Here is a 17,633-nt window from a genome sequence, read left to right on the forward strand (position 1 = left end):
CCGGGTGTGTAAGCGCAGCGATGCGTTGAGCTAACCGGTACTAATGAACCGTGAGGCTTAACCTTACAACGCCGAAGATGTTTTGGCGGATTGAGAGAAGATTTTCAGCCTGATACAGATTAAATCAGAACGCAGAAGCGGTCTGATGAAACAGAATTTGCCTGGCGGCCTTAGCGCGGTGGTCCCACCTGACCCCATGCCGAACTCAGAAGTGAAACGCCGTAGCGCCGATGGTAGTGTGGGGTCTCCCCATGCGAGAGTAGGGAACTGCCAGGCATCAAATTAAGCGAAAGGCCATCCTGACGGATGGCCTTTTTGCATTGGTGCAGAAAATCATGCCGGATGCGACGCTGGCGCATCTTATCCAGCCTACTTTTGCATCCACTCCACCACAAAATCAGCCAGCCCCTCAACATCATTAATATCCAGTAACGCGACATCAAGATTAAGCGGCACATCACTGGCTACAGCAATAACATGTCTGTCTATCACTAATTCTTCCGGTCGATGTCCGGCTCCATCGCGAAACAGCACAATCTTTGCGATCTCTTCATGCTTAAACCCTTCGACCAGAATCAAATCCAGCTTTGAGGTATCCATTCGACTTGCGAGAAAATGTAGATCCAGCTCTTCTTCGTCTGGTGTTTCCGTCATCAAGGCCCATCGCTGCTGGCTGGCAACGATGGTTTGTGCCGCGCCAGCCTTGCGCAGTTCATAGCTATCTTTGCCTGGCTTATCAACATCCATATCATGATGCGTATGCTTAATCAGTCCCGGACGGATCCCTCTGGCGCATAATGCCGGGATCAGTTTTTTCAGAAGCGTAGTTTTTCCAGTGCCGCTCCACGCGGCAAAGGCGAGTAACGGTATCATCGTTTTTCCTGCCATCGGGCAAGCTCCTCTGGCGTATTCACGTTTACAAATGCATCTTTATGATCGCTGAAATCGACCGCGTGACCGCCAGCCAGACGCATAAATGCCATTACCCGGCGTTCTCCTGCTTGCAGATATTCCAGTAATAAAGGCTCAATTGCGCGGTTTACCAGAGCAATAGTCGGGTGATCGCGTTCACCGTCGTGGACCCACACGACAGGCGCATCTTTGCGCTGATGATTAAGCCGGGCAGCTAAATCAGGGGGAATGTAAGGCGTATCGCATGGGCAAAACAAAAACCACTCCCCCGCTTCCTGCTGCATTACTGAAAGCATTCCTGCCAGAGGGCCTGGGTAATCCGCCAGTGTATCTTCAATCACTTTCAGACCGCTTGCCTGATAGATTTCCTGATGACGATTAGCATTAACCACGACGTGAGAGAGCTGCGTCATAAGCGCGTCAGCGACATGTTGCCATAATGGTTTGCCGTTTAATTCAAGCAATCCTTTATCTACGCCGCCCATTCGTCTGGCTTTACCGCCCGCCAGCACAACGCCTGTTATCGTCGTCATCAGATTCACCGATATCGCCTCTTTTATTGTGGGATTGACCCTGCTAACGTGTCTGTCTCAAGAGTAAGGAGCATCACTATGAAATGTAAACGTCTGAATGAAGTTATTGAACTCCTCCAGCCAGCCTGGCAAAAAGAACCAGACCTTAACCTGCTGCAATTTTTGCAGAAACTGGCGAAAGAGTCAGGTTTTGACGGCGAACTGGCGGATTTGACGGATGACATTCTGATCTATCACCTGAAAATGCGTGATTCCGCGAAAGATGCGGTGATCCCGGGTTTGCAGAAAGATTATGAAGAAGATTTCAAAACGGCGCTATTACGCGCACGTGGCGTAATTAAAGAGTAAAAGCTTGTAAGCGGCGCAACCAAAATCATCGTGAAATGATATCCTTCATCATTCGTAATGTTTTCCGGATGATGGGATGAACAACAGCGCTTTTACTTTCCAGACACTACACCCGGATACCATCATGGACGCTCTGTTTGAGCATGGGATCCGGGTGGATTCCGGTCTTACCCCGCTTAACAGCTATGAAAACCGTGTCTATCAATTTCAGGACGAAGATCGTCGACGTTTTGTCGTCAAATTTTATCGCCCTGAACGTTGGACAGCCGATCAAATCCTCGAAGAACATCAATTTGCGTTGCAGCTGGTTAACGATGAAGTTCCGGTCGCAGCGCCTGTGGCCTTTAACGGTCAGACTTTATTGAATCATCAGGGATTTTATTTCGCTGTTTTTCCAAGCGTCGGTGGTCGCCAGTTCGAAGCTGATAATATCGATCAGATGGAAGCTGTTGGGCGTTATTTAGGGCGTATGCACCAGACGGGGCGCAAACAGCTTTTTATCCATCGCCCGACCATCGGTCTGAATGAATATCTCATTGAGCCACGCAAGCTGTTTGAGGACGCCACACTGATACCTTCCGGGTTGAAAGCGGCATTCCTGAAAGCGACAGATGAGCTGATCGCCGCCGTTACAGCACACTGGCGGGAAGATTTCACCGTTCTGCGGCTACATGGAGACTGCCACGCCGGGAATATCCTCTGGCGCGATGGTCCAATGTTTGTTGATCTGGATGATGCACGTAATGGTCCGGCTATTCAGGATTTGTGGATGTTGCTCAATGGCGATAAAGCCGAGCAGCGGATGCAACTGGAAACTATTATTGAAGCTTATGAAGAATTTAGCGAGTTCGACACCGCTGAAATCGGACTGATTGAACCTTTACGCGCCATGCGTTTGGTTTATTATCTTGCCTGGCTAATGCGGCGTTGGGCTGATCCCGCGTTCCCGAAAAATTTCCCGTGGTTAACCGGGGAAGATTACTGGCTGCGACAGACGGCGACTTTTATAGAACAGGCAAAAGTTCTACAAGAACCCCCTTTGCAATTAACACCTATGTATTAATCGGAGAGAGTAGATCATGAAAAAGATTTGGCTGGCGCTGGCTGGTTTAGTTTTAGCGTTTAGCGCATCGGCGGCGCAGTATGAAGATGGTAAACAGTACACTACCCTGGAAAAACCGGTAGCTGGCGCGCCGCAAGTGCTGGAGTTTTTCTCTTTCTTCTGCCCGCACTGCTATCAGTTTGAAGAAGTTCTGCATATTTCTGATAACGTGAAGAAAAAACTGCCGGAAGGCGTGAAGATGACTAAATACCACGTCAACTTCATGGGGGGTGACCTGGGCAAAGATCTGACTCAGGCATGGGCAGTGGCGATGGCACTGGGCGTGGAAGACAAAGTCACTGTTCCGCTGTTTGAAGGCGTACAGAAAACCCAGACCATTCGTTCAGCATCTGATATCCGCGATGTATTTATCAACGCAGGTATTAAAGGTGAAGAGTACGACGCGGCGTGGAACAGCTTCGTGGTGAAATCCCTGGTCGCTCAGCAGGAAAAAGCTGCAGCTGACGTGCAATTGCGTGGCGTTCCGGCGATGTTTGTTAACGGTAAATATCAGCTGAATCCGCAGGGTATGGATACCAGCAATATGGATGTTTTTGTTCAGCAGTATGCTGATACTGTGAAATATCTGTCCGAGAAAAAATAATTCAATGTAAATTACATAAAGCCCGTGAATATTCACGGGCTTTTTTTATTATTTAATAAATATAAATACATTCTGATAATGCGTCCTGCCGCTGGACATTATTTCAGCATAAGTGGATATTCAAAGTTTTGCTGTTTTATCAGGGAATATTTATATGATACGTAAGTCAGCTACAGGTGTTATTGTTGCGTTAGCCGTAATCTGGGGTGGTGGCACATGGTACACAGGTACGCAAATTCAGCCTGGTGTCGAAAAGTTCATTAAAGATTTTAACGATGCTAAAAAGAAAGGTGAACATGCCTACGATATGACGTTAAGTTATAAAAACTTTGACAAAGGTTTTTTTAATTCTCATTTTCAAATGCAAATGACATTTGATAACGGTGCACCCGATCTCAATATCAAGCCAGGCCAGAAAGTTGCATTTGATGTGGATGTTGAGCACGGTCCGTTGCCAATCACAATGTTAATGCGTGGTAATGTCATCCCCGCACTGGCAGCGGCAAAAGTGAACTTAGTGAATAATGAACTGACACAACCGCTATTTATCGCCGCAAAAAATAAATCGCCCGTGGAAGCGACATTGCGATTCGCGTTTGGTGGCTCATTCTCCACGACATTAGATGTTGCCCCTGCAAAATATGGAAAGTTTTCTTTTGGTGAAGGCCAGTTTACTTTTAATGGTGATGGTAGCTCATTGTCTAACCTGGATATTGAAGGCAAAGTCGAAGATATTGTTCTGGAATTATCGCCATTGAACAAAGTAACGGCGAAAAGTTTTACCATTGATTCTCTGACGCGATTAGAAGAAAAGAAATTTCCGGTTGGCGAAAGCGAGTCGAAATTCAATCAGATTAACATTATCAATCAGGGAGAAGACGTTGCCCAAATCGATGCTTTCGTTGCAAAAACCAGGCTGGATCGCGTTAAAGACAAAGATTATATCAATGTCAATCTGACCTACGAACTTGATAAGTTAACAAAAGGGAATCAGCAACTCGGTAGTGGTGAGTGGTCCTTGATTGCGGAATCTATTGATCCCTCAGCGGTGCGCCAATTTATCATTCAGTATAACATTGCGATGCAGAAGCAGCTTGCTGCACACCCTGAGTTAGCAAACGATGAAGTTGCTCTGCAAGAAGTGAATGCTGCATTGTTCAAAGAGTATTTACCGTTATTACAAAAAAGTGAGCCGACCATTAAACAACCGGTAAGATGGAAGAACGCACTCGGCGAACTAAATGCCAATCTGGATATCAGTATTGCCGACCCAGCCAAATCTTCATCATCCACAAACAAAGATATTAAATCGCTCAATTTTGACGTGAAGTTACCGCTTAATGTTGTCACAGAAACCGCAAAACAGCTTAATTTATCTGAAGGCATGGATGCGGAAAAAGCGCAAAAGCAGGCTGATAAACAAATCAGCGGGATGATGACATTAGGTCAGATGTTTCAGTTAATCACGATTGACAACAATACCGCCTCGCTGCAACTGCGTTATACACCGGGTAAAGTTGTTTTTAACGGACAGGAAATGAGCGAAGAAGAATTTATGTCTCGTGCCGGACGTTTTGTTCATTAAAATACTCACTCGCCTCTGCTCATTCAGAGGCGAGTAAAACTTACTTATTCTGACGCTGTGATGACATCAACGACGTCAGAAGTCGGTCTTTTTCCTGCCACAGTGAGTTCAGCCATTGCTGAAAATGGCGCTTAAAGCTTTTGTCATTGATGTAGTCGCCATGTAACTCATCGGCAATAGGCTGTAAATCCACATGTACGACAATTCGCGTCAGTTTACCGCTTAACATATCGAAGAACGGCTGACGGTTATTGTCGGGATAACACAGCGTAACATTAAGCAGTTTATCGAATTGTTTACCCAGTACATTTAGCGCCATCGCAATGCCTGCCGCCTTTGGTGGCAACAAGTTTTGAAAAGTGGAGTGGGTTTGCTGATGTTTTTCTTGCGTGAAACGGGAGCCTTCAACGAAATTGACAATGGTGGTGGGGTGCAGGCGAAACTTTTCACAAGAACGCCGTGTGGTTTCAACATCTTTACCACGTCTCTCCGGATGACGTAATAAATAAGCGCGGGAATAACGCTTCATAAACGGCATATCCAGCGCCCAGCATGCCAGGCCAAGAAATGGCACCCAGGCAAGCTGCTGCTTGAGGAAATATTTATTCATCGGAATGTGCTTACGAAACAGCACGCACAGTACGACAATATCTGCCCAACTACGGTGGTTACAAATAAGCAGATACCAGTTCTTCTTACTTAACCCTTCCAGCCCGTGAACTTCCCATTGCAGGTGTGGGTTCAGATGCAGTAATACCGCCAGACTTTCACACCAGCAATACATCATAAAATCACAAAAACGCGAAACCTTTCGCCAAATGACTGGCACAGGTAGCAATAGTTTTACAATCCCGGCAATGATGATCGGGACGGAGCAAAAAATAGTGACCAAAATGGTCAATACGATACTCAGCAAAAGGGTTATCGCAGCGAGTATTCTCGTCATAATGAATTTATTCAAAAGGTTAGCCATAGACAGTGCGCTAAAGAAGCGCAAGGCGCCGATTTTAGCAGAAAACGCCCCAAATAACGGATGATCCTTAAGGAGAAAAATAATTCATATCTATCCACATTAGAAAAAATCCCATTATCACAATTATTAGGGATGGCTTTATATTTAACTGTATGAAAAGCAAAGACAAACATCATGCTGTAAAAAGCATGATAATAAATTAAAAGCGATGTAAATAATTTATGCACAAAGTTATCCACATGACGATTTGCGAGCGATCCAGAAGATCTACAAAAGATTTTCACGAAAAGCGGTGAAAAACTCATGTTTTCATCCTGTCTGTGGCATCCTTTACCCATAATCTGATAAACAGGCACGGACATTATGGTTCAGATCCCCCAAAATCCACTTATCCTTGTAGATGGTTCATCTTATCTTTATCGCGCCTATCACGCGTTTCCCCCGCTGACTAACAGCGCAGGCGAGCCGACCGGTGCGATGTATGGTGTCCTCAACATGCTGCGCAGTCTAATCATGCAATATAAACCGACGCATGCAGCGGTGGTCTTTGACGCCAAGGGAAAAACCTTTCGTGATGAACTGTTTGAACATTACAAATCACATCGTCCGCCAATGCCGGACGATCTGCGAGCACAAATCGAACCTCTGCACGCGATGGTTAAAGCGATGGGACTGCCGCTGCTGGCGGTTTCTGGCGTAGAAGCGGACGACGTTATCGGTACTCTGGCGCGCGAAGCCGAAAAAGCCGGGCGTCCGGTGCTGATAAGCACAGGCGATAAAGATATGGCGCAGCTGGTGACGCCAAATATTACGCTTATCAATACCATGACGAATACCATCCTCGGACCGGAAGAGGTGGTGAATAAGTACGGCGTGCCGCCAGAACTGATCATCGACTTCCTGGCGCTGATGGGTGACTCCTCTGATAACATCCCTGGCGTACCGGGCGTCGGTGAAAAAACCGCGCAAGCATTGCTACAAGGTCTTGGCGGACTGGATACGCTGTATGCCGAGCCAGAAAAAATTGCTGGGTTGAGCTTCCGTGGCGCGAAAACAATGGCGGCGAAGCTCGAGCAAAACAAAGAAGTGGCTTATCTCTCTTACCAGCTGGCGACGATTAAAACCGACGTTGAACTGGAGCTTACCTGTGAACAACTAGAAGTGCAGCAACCGGCGGCGGAAGAGTTGTTGGGGCTGTTCAAAAAGTATGAATTCAAACGCTGGACTGCTGATGTCGAAGCGGGCAAATGGTTACAGGCTAAAGGGGCGAAACCCGCAGCCAGGCCGCAGGAAACCAGTGTTGCAGACGAAGCGCCAGAAGTGACGGCAACGGTGATTTCTTATGACAACTACATCACCATCCTTGATGAAGAAACACTGAAAGCGTGGATTGCGAAGCTGGAAAAAGCGCCGGTATTTGCATTTGATACCGAAACCGACAGCCTTGATAACATCTCTGCTAACCTGGTCGGGCTTTCTTTTGCTATCGAGCCAGGCGTAGCGGCATATATTCCGGTTGCTCATGATTATCTTGATGCGCCCGATCAAATCTCTCGCGGGCGTGCACTCGAGTTGCTAAAACCGCTGCTGGAAGATGAAAAGGCGCTGAAGGTCGGGCAAAACCTGAAATACGATCGCGGTATTCTGGCGAACTACGGCATTGAGCTGCGTGGGATTGCGTTTGATACCATGCTGGAGTCCTACATTCTCAATAGCGTTGCCGGGCGTCACGATATGGACAGCCTCGCGGAACGTTGGTTGAAGCACAAAACCATCACTTTTGAAGAGATTGCGGGTAAAGGCAAAAATCAACTGACCTTTAACCAGATTGCCCTCGAAGAGGCCGGACGTTACGCCGCCGAAGATGCAGATGTCACCTTGCAGTTGCATCTGAAAATGTGGCCGGATCTGCAAAAACACAAAGGGCCGTTGAACGTCTTCGAGAATATCGAAATGCCGCTGGTGCCGGTGCTTTCACGCATTGAACGTAACGGTGTGAAGATCGATCCGAAAGTGCTGCACAATCATTCTGAAGAGCTCACTCTTCGTCTGGCTGAGCTGGAAAAGAAAGCGCATGAAATTGCAGGTGAAGAATTTAACCTTTCTTCCACCAAGCAGTTACAAACCATTCTGTTTGAAAAACAGGGCATTAAACCGCTGAAGAAAACGCCGGGTGGTGCGCCGTCAACGTCGGAAGAGGTACTGGAAGAACTGGCGCTGGACTATCCGTTGCCAAAAGTGATTCTGGAGTATCGTGGTCTGGCGAAGCTGAAATCGACCTACACCGACAAGCTGCCGCTGATGATCAACCCGAAAACCGGGCGTGTACATACCTCTTATCACCAGGCAGTAACCGCAACGGGACGTTTATCGTCAACCGATCCTAACCTGCAAAACATTCCGGTGCGTAACGAAGAAGGTCGTCGTATCCGCCAGGCGTTTATTGCGCCAGAGGATTATGTGATTGTCTCGGCGGACTACTCGCAGATTGAACTGCGCATTATGGCGCATCTCTCGCGTGACAAAGGCTTGCTGACCGCATTCGCGGAAGGAAAAGATATCCACCGGGCTACGGCGGCAGAAGTGTTTGGTTTGCCACTGGAAACCGTCACCAGCGAGCAACGTCGTAGCGCGAAAGCGATCAACTTTGGTCTGATTTATGGCATGAGTGCTTTCGGTCTGGCGCGACAATTGAACATTCCACGTAAAGAAGCGCAGAAGTACATGGACCTTTACTTCGAACGCTACCCAGGCGTGCTGGAGTATATGGAGCGCACCCGTGCGCAGGCGAAAGAACAGGGCTACGTTGAAACGCTGGACGGACGCCGTCTGTATCTGCCGGATATCAAATCCAGCAATGGTGCTCGTCGTGCAGCGGCTGAACGTGCAGCCATTAACGCGCCAATGCAGGGAACCGCCGCCGACATTATCAAACGAGCGATGATTGCCGTTGATGCGTGGTTACAAGCTGAGCAACCGCGTGTGCGTATGATTATGCAGGTACACGATGAACTGGTATTTGAAGTTCATAAAGATGATGTCGATGCCGTCGCGAAACAGATTCATCAACTGATGGAAAACTGTACCCGTCTGGATGTGCCGTTGCTGGTGGAAGTGGGGAGTGGCGAAAACTGGGATCAGGCGCACTAAGATTCGCCTGAACATGCCCTTTTTTCGTAAGTAAGCAACATAAGCTGTCACGTTTTGTGATGGCTATTAGAAATTCCTATGCAACAACTGAAAAAAAATTACAAAAAATGCTTTCTGAACTGAACAAAAAAGAGTAAAGTTAGTCGCGTAGGGTACAGAGGTAAGATGTTCTATCTTTCAGACCTTTTACTTCACGTAATCGGATTTGGCTGAATATTTTAGCCGCCCCAGTCAGTAATGACTGGGGCGTTTTTTATTGGGCGAAAGAAAAGATCGTAATGCCTGATGCTTCTCAGGCCTATGCCAGAGCCGGATACGCCACATCCGGCACAAGCATTAAGGCAAGAAAATTATTCGCCGTCCTGCGTTTCTTCTACAGGCTGCATCTCGCTAAACCAGGTATCCAGTTTCTGCCGCAGCTTGTCCACGCCTTGCTTCTTCAGCGAAGAGAACGTTTCAACCTGCACATCACCGTTAAACGCCAGCACCGCTTCACGCACCATATTCAATTGCGCTTTACGTGCGCCGCTTGCCAGTTTGTCCGCTTTGGTCAGCAGCACCAGCACGGCGATATTGCTGTCTACCGCCCACTCAATCATCTGCTGATCCAAATCTTTCAGCGGATGGCGAATATCCATGAGTACCACCAGGCCTTGCAGGCTCTGACGTTTTTCGAGGTACTCGCCGAGCGCGCGCTGCCATTTGCGCTTCATCTCTTCCGGGACTTCCGCGTAGCCATAGCCGGGCAGGTCAACCAGACGCTTGCCGTCAGCCACTTCAAACAGGTTGATAAGCTGGGTGCGCCCTGGGGTTTTTGAGGTCCGCGCCAGGCTTTTCTGGTTAGTCAGCGTGTTCAGCGCGCTGGATTTACCTGCGTTGGAACGGCCTGCAAAAGCCACTTCAATTCCGGTATCGGAAGGTAGGTGGCGAATATCAGGCGCACTCATCACAAAATGCGTCTGTTGATAATTCAAATTAGTCAAAGCGGTCGTCTCCGTCAGTCAAAGCTTTGCGGCGATTATACCTGAACCATAATAAAAGGCGGATTTTTCGGCGTGAGCGTTGTAAGTAAAAGCCATACGCTTTGTGAGACATTGCCGATAGTCTTTATGCGAAATAGCAGAGAAAATTCTGCGATGCATGTCAAATAAGCTATATAAATCAGTTAATTGCTTTTATATAAAACTCTGAAAATGTGCAAATACTGATGGCGGTTGATTGTTTGTTTAAAGCAAAGGCGTAAAGTAGCACCCATAGAGCGAGGACGCTAACAGGAACAATGACTCAGGATGAGGGTCAGGAGCGCCAGGAGGCGAAGACAGAGGATTGTCAGGAAGACAAACGTCCGGAGACGTAATTAAACGGAAATGGAATCAACACGGATTGTTCCGGCTAATGGAAAAACAGGGTGTGTTGGCGGCCTGCAGGGATTGTAAGACCCGTTAAGGGTTATGAGTCAGGAAAAAAGGCGACAGAGTAATCTGTCGCCTTTTTTCTTTGCTTGCTTTCTGTTAGATTCCGCCGCAAATCTATACTGAATAAAACGGCTAAAAGACGAACCATTATGAAACCATCATCTTCAAACTCACGCAGCAAAGGTCATGCAAAAGCGCGTCGAAAAACACGCGAGGAGCTGGATCAGGAAGCTCGTGACCGTAAGCGTCAGAAAAAACGTCGTGGTCATGCGCCGGGCAGCCGCGCAGCGGGCGGTAACACCACGTCAGGCAGCAAAGGCCAGAACGCACCGAAAGATCCACGTATTGGCAGTAAAACCCCTATTCCATTGGGCGTGACTGAAAAAGTCACCAAACAGCACAAACCGAAGAGTGAGAAACCTATGCTTTCACCGCAGGCGGAGTTGGAGTTACTGGAAACGGATGAGCGTCTGGATGCGCTGCTGGAACGTCTGGAGGCAGGCGAAACCCTGAGCGCCGAAGAGCAATCCTGGGTGGATGCCAAACTGGATCGTATTGATGAGTTGATGCAGAAACTCGGCCTCTCTTATGACGATGACGAAGAAGAGGAAGAAGACGAGAAGCAAGAAGACATGATGCGTCTGCTGCGGGGCAACTAACGGATTGCCGCCGTGGGCCTTCCCGTTCTGCTGATAACCCTTCCGGTTATATGTTATCTGGTGTGGTTATTCGTTAAACTACAGCGGTTGTCGCGGCGACAAAAGTGGCTGCGCAACCGGCTGATGACCCGAAACGGGCATTCGCCGGTACGCCGTAGCCGCCAGAGACGCCATCGGAAGGAGTGAGCATGTCTGTACAGCAAATCGACTGGGATCTGGCCCTGATCCAGAAATATAACTATTCCGGGCCACGATACACCTCGTACCCGACCGCGCTGGAGTTTTCAGAAGACTTCGGCGAACAGGCGTTTTTACAAGCCGTGGCGCGCTATCCTGAGCGTCCATTATCTCTCTACGTACATATCCCGTTCTGCCATAAGCTTTGTTACTTCTGCGGTTGCAATAAGATTGTTACTCGCCAGCAGCACAAGGCCGATCAGTATCTGGACGCGCTGGAGCAAGAAATCGTCCATCGTGCACCGCTGTTCGCCGGGCGTCACGTCAGCCAATTGCACTGGGGCGGTGGTACGCCGACGTATCTGAACAAAGCGCAAATCAGCCGACTGATGAAGTTGCTGCGCGAAAACTTCCAGTTCAATGCCGATGCGGAGATTTCGATCGAAGTCGATCCGCGGGAAATCGAACTGGATGTACTCGATCATTTACGCGCCGAAGGCTTTAATCGCCTGAGCATGGGCGTGCAGGACTTCAACAAAGAAGTGCAACGTCTGGTTAACCGCGAGCAGGATGAAGAGTTCATCTTTGCGCTGCTTAACCATGCGCGTGAGATTGGCTTTACTTCCACCAACATTGACCTGATTTACGGCCTGCCGAAACAAACGCCGGAGAGTTTCGCCTTTACCCTGAAACGCGTGGCGGAACTTAACCCCGATCGCCTGAGTGTCTTTAACTACGCGCATTTGCCGACCATTTTTGCTGCTCAGCGTAAAATCAAAGATGCTGACCTGCCGAGTCCGCAGCAAAAACTCGATATCCTGCAGGAAACCATCGCCTTCCTGACGCAATCGGGCTATCAGTTTATCGGGATGGATCACTTTGCTCGCCCGGATGACGAGCTGGCGGTGGCCCAGCGTGAAGGCGTGCTGCATCGTAACTTCCAGGGCTACACCACTCAGGGCGATACCGATCTGCTGGGGATGGGCGTTTCCGCCATCAGCATGATTGGCGACTGCTACGCGCAGAACCAGAAAGAGTTGAAGCAGTACTATCAGCAAGTGGATGAACAAGGCAATGCGCTGTGGCGTGGTATTGCGCTAACGCGTGATGACTGTATTCGTCGCGATGTGATTAAGTCGCTCATCTGCAACTTCCGTCTGGATTATGCCCCCATTGAGCAACAGTGGGATTTGCACTTCGCTGACTACTTTGCAGAAGATCTCAAGCTGCTTGCCCCGTTAGCAAAAGATGGGCTGGTGGATGTGGATGAGAAGGGGATTCAGGTAACGGCGAAAGGTCGCCTGCTGATCCGCAACATTTGCATGTGCTTTGATACCTATCTGCGCCAGAAAGCGCGGATGCAGCAGTTCTCTCGGGTGATTTGAATAGTGAATGGCGCTTCGTTTACAAAGTAGAAAACGAAAGCGCCATCAATGTGCTGAGAACAAGATTGCCTGATGCGCTGGTTAAGAAAACCTGTTGAAATTATTGCTTTTGTAGGCCGGATAAGGCGTTTACGCTGCATCAGGCATCTGAGCATGATGCCTGATGCGACGCTGGTCGCGTCTTATCAGGCCTACGACTTTCTCCGCATCCGGCATAAACAACGAGCTTCAGCTAAACAGCCCAATCATCGCAGCACACAGCACGGCAGCAACGGCAGTTTGCGGTGTGTGGCTGTCAACTGCGCCACTCGATACCAGATTAATTATTGATTCCAGCATAATGACTCTCCCCGTTTTCCGGGCAAGATCATACTGAACTTATCGGAACAGTAAAGCGCAAAATACCAGCAATTTGCGCTCAATAATCAATCTTTACACACAAGCTGTGAATCACTCCATCCCCAGCTCTTTTAACTTCCGCGTCAGGGTGTTACGCCCCCAGCCAAGTAGCCGCGCAGCTTCCTGTTTATGCCCCTGCGTATGTCGCAACGCGGTCGTCAGTAACGTCCGCTCAAGCTCAGGCTGCGCTTCGGAAAGCAAATTTTGATGACCGGAACGCAGCGCTCTGTCTGCCCACTGCGCTAACAGCGTTGCCCAACTGTCCGGTTGCATTTGCGGAGTACTCTCCGCAACCGTTGATTCAAACAGTTCGCCAGGCAAATCCTGAATCAACACTTCCTGCCCGGCGGCCATCACCGTTAACCAACGGCAGGTGTTTTCCAGCTGGCGCACGTTACCCGGCCATGCCAGACGCGTCAGCGCGGCTTCGGTTTCCGGATGCAGCAACTTCGCTTCTACGCCCAGTTCGCGCGCGGCAACCTGTAAAAAATGGCGTGCCAGACGGGGAATATCTTCCCGACGCTCACGCAGCGGCGGCAGATGAACGCGGATAACGTTCAGGCGGTGGAACAAATCCTCACGGAACTTGCCTTCCTGTACCCGCTGTTCGAGATTCTGGTGGGTTGCAGCGATAATCCGCACATCCACTTTCACCGGCGCATAGCCGCCAACGCGATAAAACTGACCGTCTGCCAGCACGCGCAGCAAACGCGTCTGTACATCGAGCGGCATATCGCCAATTTCATCGAGGAATAACGTGCCGCCATCGGCCTGTTCAAAACGCCCCTGACGAATAGTATTCGCGCCGGTAAACGCGCCTTTCTCGTGACCGAACAGTTCTGATTCGATCAAATCCTTCGGGATAGCCGCCATATTCAGCGCGATAAACGGCGCTTTGGCTCGAGGACTGTGGCGATGCAGGGCATGAGCGACCAGTTCTTTACCGGTGCCGGATTCGCCGTTAATCAGCACGCTAATAGAAGAACGTGAAAGCCGACCGATAATCCGGAACACGTCCTGCATGGCTGGCGCTTCGCCGATGATATCGGTCGTCGGGCCGTTAAGCTGAACATTACGCGGTTGCTGCTGTTCCTGATAATGGCTGATGGCGCGCTCAACCAGCGCCACGGCTTCGTCGATATCAAACGGTTTGGGCAGATAATCAAACGCCCCTTGTTGATAGGCGCTGACGGCAGCATCCAGATCGGAATGTGCGGTCATAATGATGACCGGAAGCATCGGATGGCGCTGTTTAATCTGCTTGAGCAGCGCAAGCCCGTCCATTCCCGGCATACGGATATCTGAAAGCAGCACATCCGGCGTTTTGCTCGCCAGCGCCTCCAGTACTTCCGCGCCGTTCTCAAATGTCGTACAGGTTAAACCCGCTCCAGCGAGCGCACGTTCAAGCACCCAACGGATGGAACTATCGTCATCGACTACCCAGACTATCCCTCGTTGCATAAACGTCACCTTTATTTCCTGATAGGCAGGTAAACCGAGAACTCGGTATGACCTGGCCAACTGGTAAATTCAATTTTGCCTGAATGCTGATCAATCAAATTACGGGCGATGGATAAGCCAAGCCCGGTGCCACCTTCGCGGCCGCTGACCATCGGGTAAAACAGCGTATCCTGCAAATGAGGCGGAATGCCTGGCCCGTTATCTTCCACATCAATCCGCGCCGCCAGCCGATAGCGCTCGCCGTGTAAGGTCAGTTGAAACGCGGTGCGGGTACGCAGAATGATTTCACCACCTTCCGGCCCCAGTGCCTGTAGCGCATTGCGCACAATATTCAGCAATACCTGTTCAATTTGATCCGGGTCGTGCGCCAGTTCCGGCAGGCTGGGGTCGTAATCACGAATCAACCGCACGTTGTCCGGCAGTTCCATCGACACCAACGTCACCACGCGTTCAGCCACTTTGTGAATACTTTCGGTAACGCGCGTACCAGGCAGCTGCGGCCCCAACAGACGGTCGACCAGATTTCGCAGCCGGTCCGCCTGTTCGATAATCACTTTGGTATATTCCAGCAGTGACGGGTCAGGTAATGCTTTGCTGAGCAACTGCGCTGCACCACGTAAACCGCCAAGCGGATTTTTAATCTCATGCGCCAGGCCGCGCACTAAATCACGGGCAGCAACCTGCTGGGCGTGCTGTAGCTGTTCCTGACTCAAGCGGCGCTGGTTATCCATCGGTGCCATCTCCAGCAGGATCATGCCGTCCGGCATACGCTGGGCCGTCACAGAAAGGATATGCGAGCGACCGTCGATCACCAGCGTCACTTCGTTATCGGTAAAACCTTGCCCCGCCTCCAGACTTTCTTGCATCAGCTCGATATTTAATGAGAAGTAGCTCAACAGTTCCGGTAACGGCGTACCAAACAATTTGCGGGAGCTTTGGGCGAGTAGTTGTTGCGCGGCGGGGTTGGCGTAATGGATTGCCAGGTTGTCATCAATTAACAAAATACTGTTAATCAGTGAGTTGAGGATCTGCCCAGCATCGGGCTGCGTGCCTGTTGCCATAAAGCAGTCTCCTGAACAGGTTGCACCATTTTAGTGCATTATAGCTTTTTACGGATAAAAAGCGCGAAGCATCAAAGAAGTTACGGAGAAAAAAGCCCATGCAGAGATGGGCTGAAAGTTTCCACGGCAACTAAATCCCGGCCTTCTTTGCACCGGGTAGTACAACTTCAACTATTAGACGCTGTAGTACAGCTCAAACTCTACCGGATGCGGAGTCATACGCACGCGGTCATTTTCTTCGCGACGCAGAGCGATGTACGCATCAATGGCTTCGTCAGTGAACACGCCACCGGCTTTCAGGAACTCGCGGTCCAGATCCAGTTCGTTCAGTGCTTCTTCCAGAGAGCCTGCAACCTGTGGGATCTCTTTCGCTTCTTCTGGCGGCAGGTCATACAGGTTTTTGTCCATGGCTTCGCCTGGGTGGATCTTGTTCTTGATACCATCAAGACCGGCCATCAGCAGGGCAGCAAAGCACAGGTACGGGTTAGCCGCTGGGTCCGGGAAACGGACTTCGATACGACGTGCTTTCGGAGAAGAAACCACTGGAATACGGATAGACGCAGAACGGTTGCGTGCAGAGTAAGCCAGCATTACCGGTGCTTCGTAGCCCGGGACCAGACGCTTGTAAGAGTTGGTGGTCGGGTTTGCCAGGGCGTTAATTGCTTTAGCGTGTTTGATTACGCCGCCAATGTAGTACAACGCCTGCTCAGACAGACCTGCATATTTGTCGCCAGCGAACAGGTTGACGCCGTTTTTAGACAGTGACATGTGGCAGTGCATACCGGAGCCGTTATCACCGAACATCGGTTTTGGCATAAAGGTCGCGGTTTTACCGAAGCGGTGTGCTACGTTGTGCACAACATATTTGTAGATCTGAATTTCGTCAGCTTTTTTGGTCATGGTATTGAAGCGGGTAGCCACTTCGTTCTGACCAGCAGTCGCTACTTCGTGGTGATGGGCTTCAACTACCAGGCCCATCTGTTCCATCACCAGACACATTTCAGAACGGATATCCTGAGCAGAGTCTACCGGCGGAACCGGGAAGTAACCGCCTTTCACTGCCGGACGGTGACCTTTGTTACCACCTTCGTATTGGGTGGAGGAGTTCCATGCGCCTTCGATATCGTCGATAGCAACGTGGGAACCGGAGATAGAAGATCCGAAACGGATGTCATCGAACAGGAAGAATTCAGGTTCTGGCCCGAACAGTACGGTGTCGGCAATGCCAGTAGAACGCAGGTAATCTTCAGCGCGCTTCGCGATGGAGCGCGGGTCACGGTCATAGCCTTGCAGGGTGCCAGGTTCAAGGATGTCGCAACGGATAATCAGGGTAGAATCGGCGAAGAACGGGTCAATCACTGCGGTGGATGCGTCTGGCATCAGCACCATGTCGGATTCGTTAATGCCTTTCCAGCCGCCAATCGAGGAGCCGTCAAACATTTTGCCTTCTTCGAAGAATTCAGCATTCACCTGATGAGCAGGGATAGTGACGTGCTGTTCTTTACCTTTGGTATCGGTGAAGCGCAAATCAACAAACTTCACTTCGTGCTCGTTCAGCATCGTCAGTACGTGTTCAGCGGACATACTTTAACTCTCCTGGATTGGTCATGGTCGTCGTGGTAACGAAATCTGCAATTATTTTGGCCGTGTCGCCGTAAAAAAGATAAAGCGAAAACTGTGCCAACTTTTAAATTGCCCCTAAAAGGCGTTATCATGCTTAACATCGTGCAAAAGGGCTGCACCATGATGTGAATGTTGCACCAATATAGTGCTTCAATGGAAACATTAAGCACCATATTGGTGCAATGACCTTTGGATAACCCTTTTTATGCTCCGTGAAAGCGATCACAAAGGGACTCTGCAATACTT

At 49.7% G+C, this 17,633-nt stretch carries 16 protein-coding genes, 1 rRNA gene and 1 pseudogene; 10 read left to right on the forward strand and 8 right to left on the reverse strand.

What is annotated here, in order from left to right; translation table 11 throughout:
- Window positions 1-160: 160 nt before the first annotated feature.
- Window positions 161-276, forward strand: a 5S ribosomal RNA gene (gene rrf, locus BEB54_RS15635).
- 93 nt (window positions 277-369) lie between these two features.
- Here rrf and mobB read toward each other — a convergent pair.
- Both mobB and mobA read right to left on the reverse strand, forming a co-directional pair.
- Window positions 370-888 carry a molybdopterin-guanine dinucleotide biosynthesis protein MobB gene (gene mobB, locus BEB54_RS15640; protein WP_001620772.1) on the reverse strand — a complete coding sequence of 173 codons (519 nt, stop codon included), beginning with the start codon at window positions 886-888 and terminating at the stop codon, window positions 370-372.
- Window positions 870-1,454 carry a molybdenum cofactor guanylyltransferase MobA gene (gene mobA / locus BEB54_RS15645; protein WP_032185590.1) on the reverse strand — a complete coding sequence of 195 codons (585 nt, stop codon included), beginning with the start codon at window positions 1,452-1,454 and terminating at the stop codon, window positions 870-872. The genes mobB and mobA overlap by 19 nt, the downstream gene beginning before the upstream one ends.
- 69 nt (window positions 1,455-1,523) lie before the next feature.
- On the opposite strand from mobA, the gene BEB54_RS15650 reads away from it, so the two are divergent.
- The 4 genes from BEB54_RS15650 (at window position 1,524) to BEB54_RS15665 (ending at window position 5,084) form a co-directional block, all read left to right on the forward strand.
- Window positions 1,524-1,793, forward strand: a complete 270-nt coding sequence (locus BEB54_RS15650; RefSeq protein ID WP_001295263.1) for a YihD family protein — start codon at window positions 1,524-1,526, stop codon at window positions 1,791-1,793.
- A 76-nt stretch (window positions 1,794-1,869) separates the two neighbouring features.
- Window positions 1,870-2,856 carry a stress response kinase SrkA gene (srkA, locus tag BEB54_RS15655; RefSeq protein ID WP_001065496.1) on the forward strand — a complete coding sequence of 329 codons (987 nt, stop codon included), beginning with the start codon at window positions 1,870-1,872 and terminating at the stop codon, window positions 2,854-2,856.
- 16 nt (window positions 2,857-2,872) lie between these two features.
- Window positions 2,873-3,499, forward strand: coding sequence for a thiol:disulfide interchange protein DsbA (dsbA, locus tag BEB54_RS15660; RefSeq protein ID WP_000725337.1), 627 nt, complete (start codon window positions 2,873-2,875; stop codon window positions 3,497-3,499).
- A gap of 154 nt (window positions 3,500-3,653) precedes the next feature.
- Window positions 3,654-5,084: a YdgA family protein gene (locus BEB54_RS15665; protein ID WP_105277536.1), complete on the forward strand. Its 1,431-nt coding sequence runs from the start codon at window positions 3,654-3,656 to the stop codon at window positions 5,082-5,084.
- A 40-nt stretch (window positions 5,085-5,124) separates the two neighbouring features.
- Here BEB54_RS15665 and BEB54_RS15670 read toward each other — a convergent pair whose 3' ends face one another.
- The gene (locus BEB54_RS15670) at window positions 5,125-6,057 is read right to left on the reverse strand and encodes an acyltransferase (protein ID WP_024212204.1); all 933 of its coding nucleotides are present in this window, start codon (window positions 6,055-6,057) and stop codon (window positions 5,125-5,127) included.
- A 363-nt stretch (window positions 6,058-6,420) separates the two neighbouring features.
- On the opposite strand from BEB54_RS15670, the gene polA reads away from it, so the two are divergent.
- Window positions 6,421-9,207 carry a DNA polymerase I gene (gene polA, locus BEB54_RS15680; RefSeq protein ID WP_105277535.1) on the forward strand — a complete coding sequence of 929 codons (2,787 nt, stop codon included), beginning with the start codon at window positions 6,421-6,423 and terminating at the stop codon, window positions 9,205-9,207.
- A gap of 165 nt (window positions 9,208-9,372) precedes the next feature.
- Entirely contained in the window at window positions 9,373-9,420 is a 48-nt protein-coding gene (locus BEB54_RS29960; RefSeq protein ID WP_071892919.1) for a spot 42 RNA, inhibition of DNA synthesis, read from the forward strand.
- 137 nt (window positions 9,421-9,557) lie between these two features.
- Here BEB54_RS29960 and yihA read toward each other — a convergent pair whose 3' ends face one another.
- Entirely contained in the window at window positions 9,558-10,190 is a 633-nt protein-coding gene (yihA, locus tag BEB54_RS15690; protein ID WP_000183349.1) for a ribosome biogenesis GTP-binding protein YihA/YsxC, read from the reverse strand.
- A gap of 296 nt (window positions 10,191-10,486) precedes the next feature.
- On the opposite strand from yihA, the pseudogene BEB54_RS15695 reads away from it, so the two are divergent.
- From BEB54_RS15695 to hemN, 3 genes and pseudogenes are all read left to right on the forward strand, one after another.
- A pseudogene (locus BEB54_RS15695) lies at window positions 10,487-10,653 on the forward strand (hypothetical protein).
- Between the two features lie 118 nt (window positions 10,654-10,771).
- Window positions 10,772-11,281, forward strand: coding sequence for a Der GTPase-activating protein YihI (gene yihI / locus BEB54_RS15700; RefSeq protein WP_001295266.1), 510 nt, complete (start codon window positions 10,772-10,774; stop codon window positions 11,279-11,281).
- A 188-nt stretch (window positions 11,282-11,469) separates the two neighbouring features.
- Window positions 11,470-12,843 (forward strand): oxygen-independent coproporphyrinogen III oxidase, encoded by a 1,374-nt coding sequence (hemN, locus tag BEB54_RS15705; RefSeq protein ID WP_000116093.1) that lies wholly within the window; start codon window positions 11,470-11,472, stop codon window positions 12,841-12,843.
- Window positions 12,844-13,071: 228 nt separating this feature from the next.
- On the opposite strand, the gene BEB54_RS15710 is transcribed toward hemN, so the two are convergent.
- The 4 genes from BEB54_RS15710 to glnA form a co-directional block, all read right to left on the reverse strand.
- A complete protein-coding gene (locus BEB54_RS15710; RefSeq protein ID WP_000893994.1) occupies window positions 13,072-13,182 on the reverse strand; it encodes a YshB family small membrane protein in 111 nt (36 codons plus the stop codon).
- 111 nt (window positions 13,183-13,293) lie between these two features.
- Complete coding sequence (gene glnG, locus BEB54_RS15715; protein WP_105277538.1) at window positions 13,294-14,703, reverse strand: nitrogen regulation protein NR(I); 1,410 nt, start codon at window positions 14,701-14,703, stop codon at window positions 13,294-13,296.
- An 11-nt stretch (window positions 14,704-14,714) separates the two neighbouring features.
- Window positions 14,715-15,764 carry a nitrogen regulation protein NR(II) gene (gene glnL, locus BEB54_RS15720; protein ID WP_000190577.1) on the reverse strand — a complete coding sequence of 350 codons (1,050 nt, stop codon included), beginning with the start codon at window positions 15,762-15,764 and terminating at the stop codon, window positions 14,715-14,717.
- Between the two features lie 174 nt (window positions 15,765-15,938).
- A complete protein-coding gene (glnA, locus tag BEB54_RS15725; RefSeq protein WP_001271718.1) occupies window positions 15,939-17,348 on the reverse strand; it encodes a glutamate--ammonia ligase in 1,410 nt (469 codons plus the stop codon).
- Between the last annotated feature and the right edge of the window lie 285 nt (window positions 17,349-17,633).

The organism is Escherichia sp. MOD1-EC6021, from assembly GCF_002965245.1.
Lineage (GTDB): Bacteria > Pseudomonadota > Gammaproteobacteria > Enterobacterales > Enterobacteriaceae > Escherichia > Escherichia coli_F.

Bases quoted from the DNA above. Each gene is read 5' to 3' on its own strand.
- BEB54_RS15650 (WP_001295263.1), top strand. From the start codon at position 1,524: ATGAAATGTAAACGTCTGAATGAAGTTATTGAACTCCTCCAGCCAGCC.
- yihI (WP_001295266.1), top strand. From the start codon at position 10,772: ATGAAACCATCATCTTCAAACTCACGCAGCAAAGGTCATGCAAAAGCG.
- mobB (WP_001620772.1), bottom strand. From the start codon at position 888: ATGGCAGGAAAAACGATGATACCGTTACTCGCCTTTGCCGCGTGGAGC.
- glnA (WP_001271718.1), bottom strand. From the start codon at position 17,348: ATGTCCGCTGAACACGTACTGACGATGCTGAACGAGCACGAAGTGAAG.
- glnG (WP_105277538.1), bottom strand. From the start codon at position 14,703: ATGCAACGAGGGATAGTCTGGGTAGTCGATGACGATAGTTCCATCCGT.
- BEB54_RS15670 (WP_024212204.1), bottom strand. From the start codon at position 6,057: ATGGCTAACCTTTTGAATAAATTCATTATGACGAGAATACTCGCTGCG.
- glnL (WP_000190577.1), bottom strand. From the start codon at position 15,764: ATGGCAACAGGCACGCAGCCCGATGCTGGGCAGATCCTCAACTCACTG.
- BEB54_RS15665 (WP_105277536.1), top strand. From the start codon at position 3,654: ATGATACGTAAGTCAGCTACAGGTGTTATTGTTGCGTTAGCCGTAATC.
- polA (WP_105277535.1), top strand. From the start codon at position 6,421: ATGGTTCAGATCCCCCAAAATCCACTTATCCTTGTAGATGGTTCATCT.
- BEB54_RS15710 (WP_000893994.1), bottom strand. From the start codon at position 13,182: ATGCTGGAATCAATAATTAATCTGGTATCGAGTGGCGCAGTTGACAGC.
- hemN (WP_000116093.1), top strand. From the start codon at position 11,470: ATGTCTGTACAGCAAATCGACTGGGATCTGGCCCTGATCCAGAAATAT.
- dsbA (WP_000725337.1), top strand. From the start codon at position 2,873: ATGAAAAAGATTTGGCTGGCGCTGGCTGGTTTAGTTTTAGCGTTTAGC.
- srkA (WP_001065496.1), top strand. From the start codon at position 1,870: ATGAACAACAGCGCTTTTACTTTCCAGACACTACACCCGGATACCATC.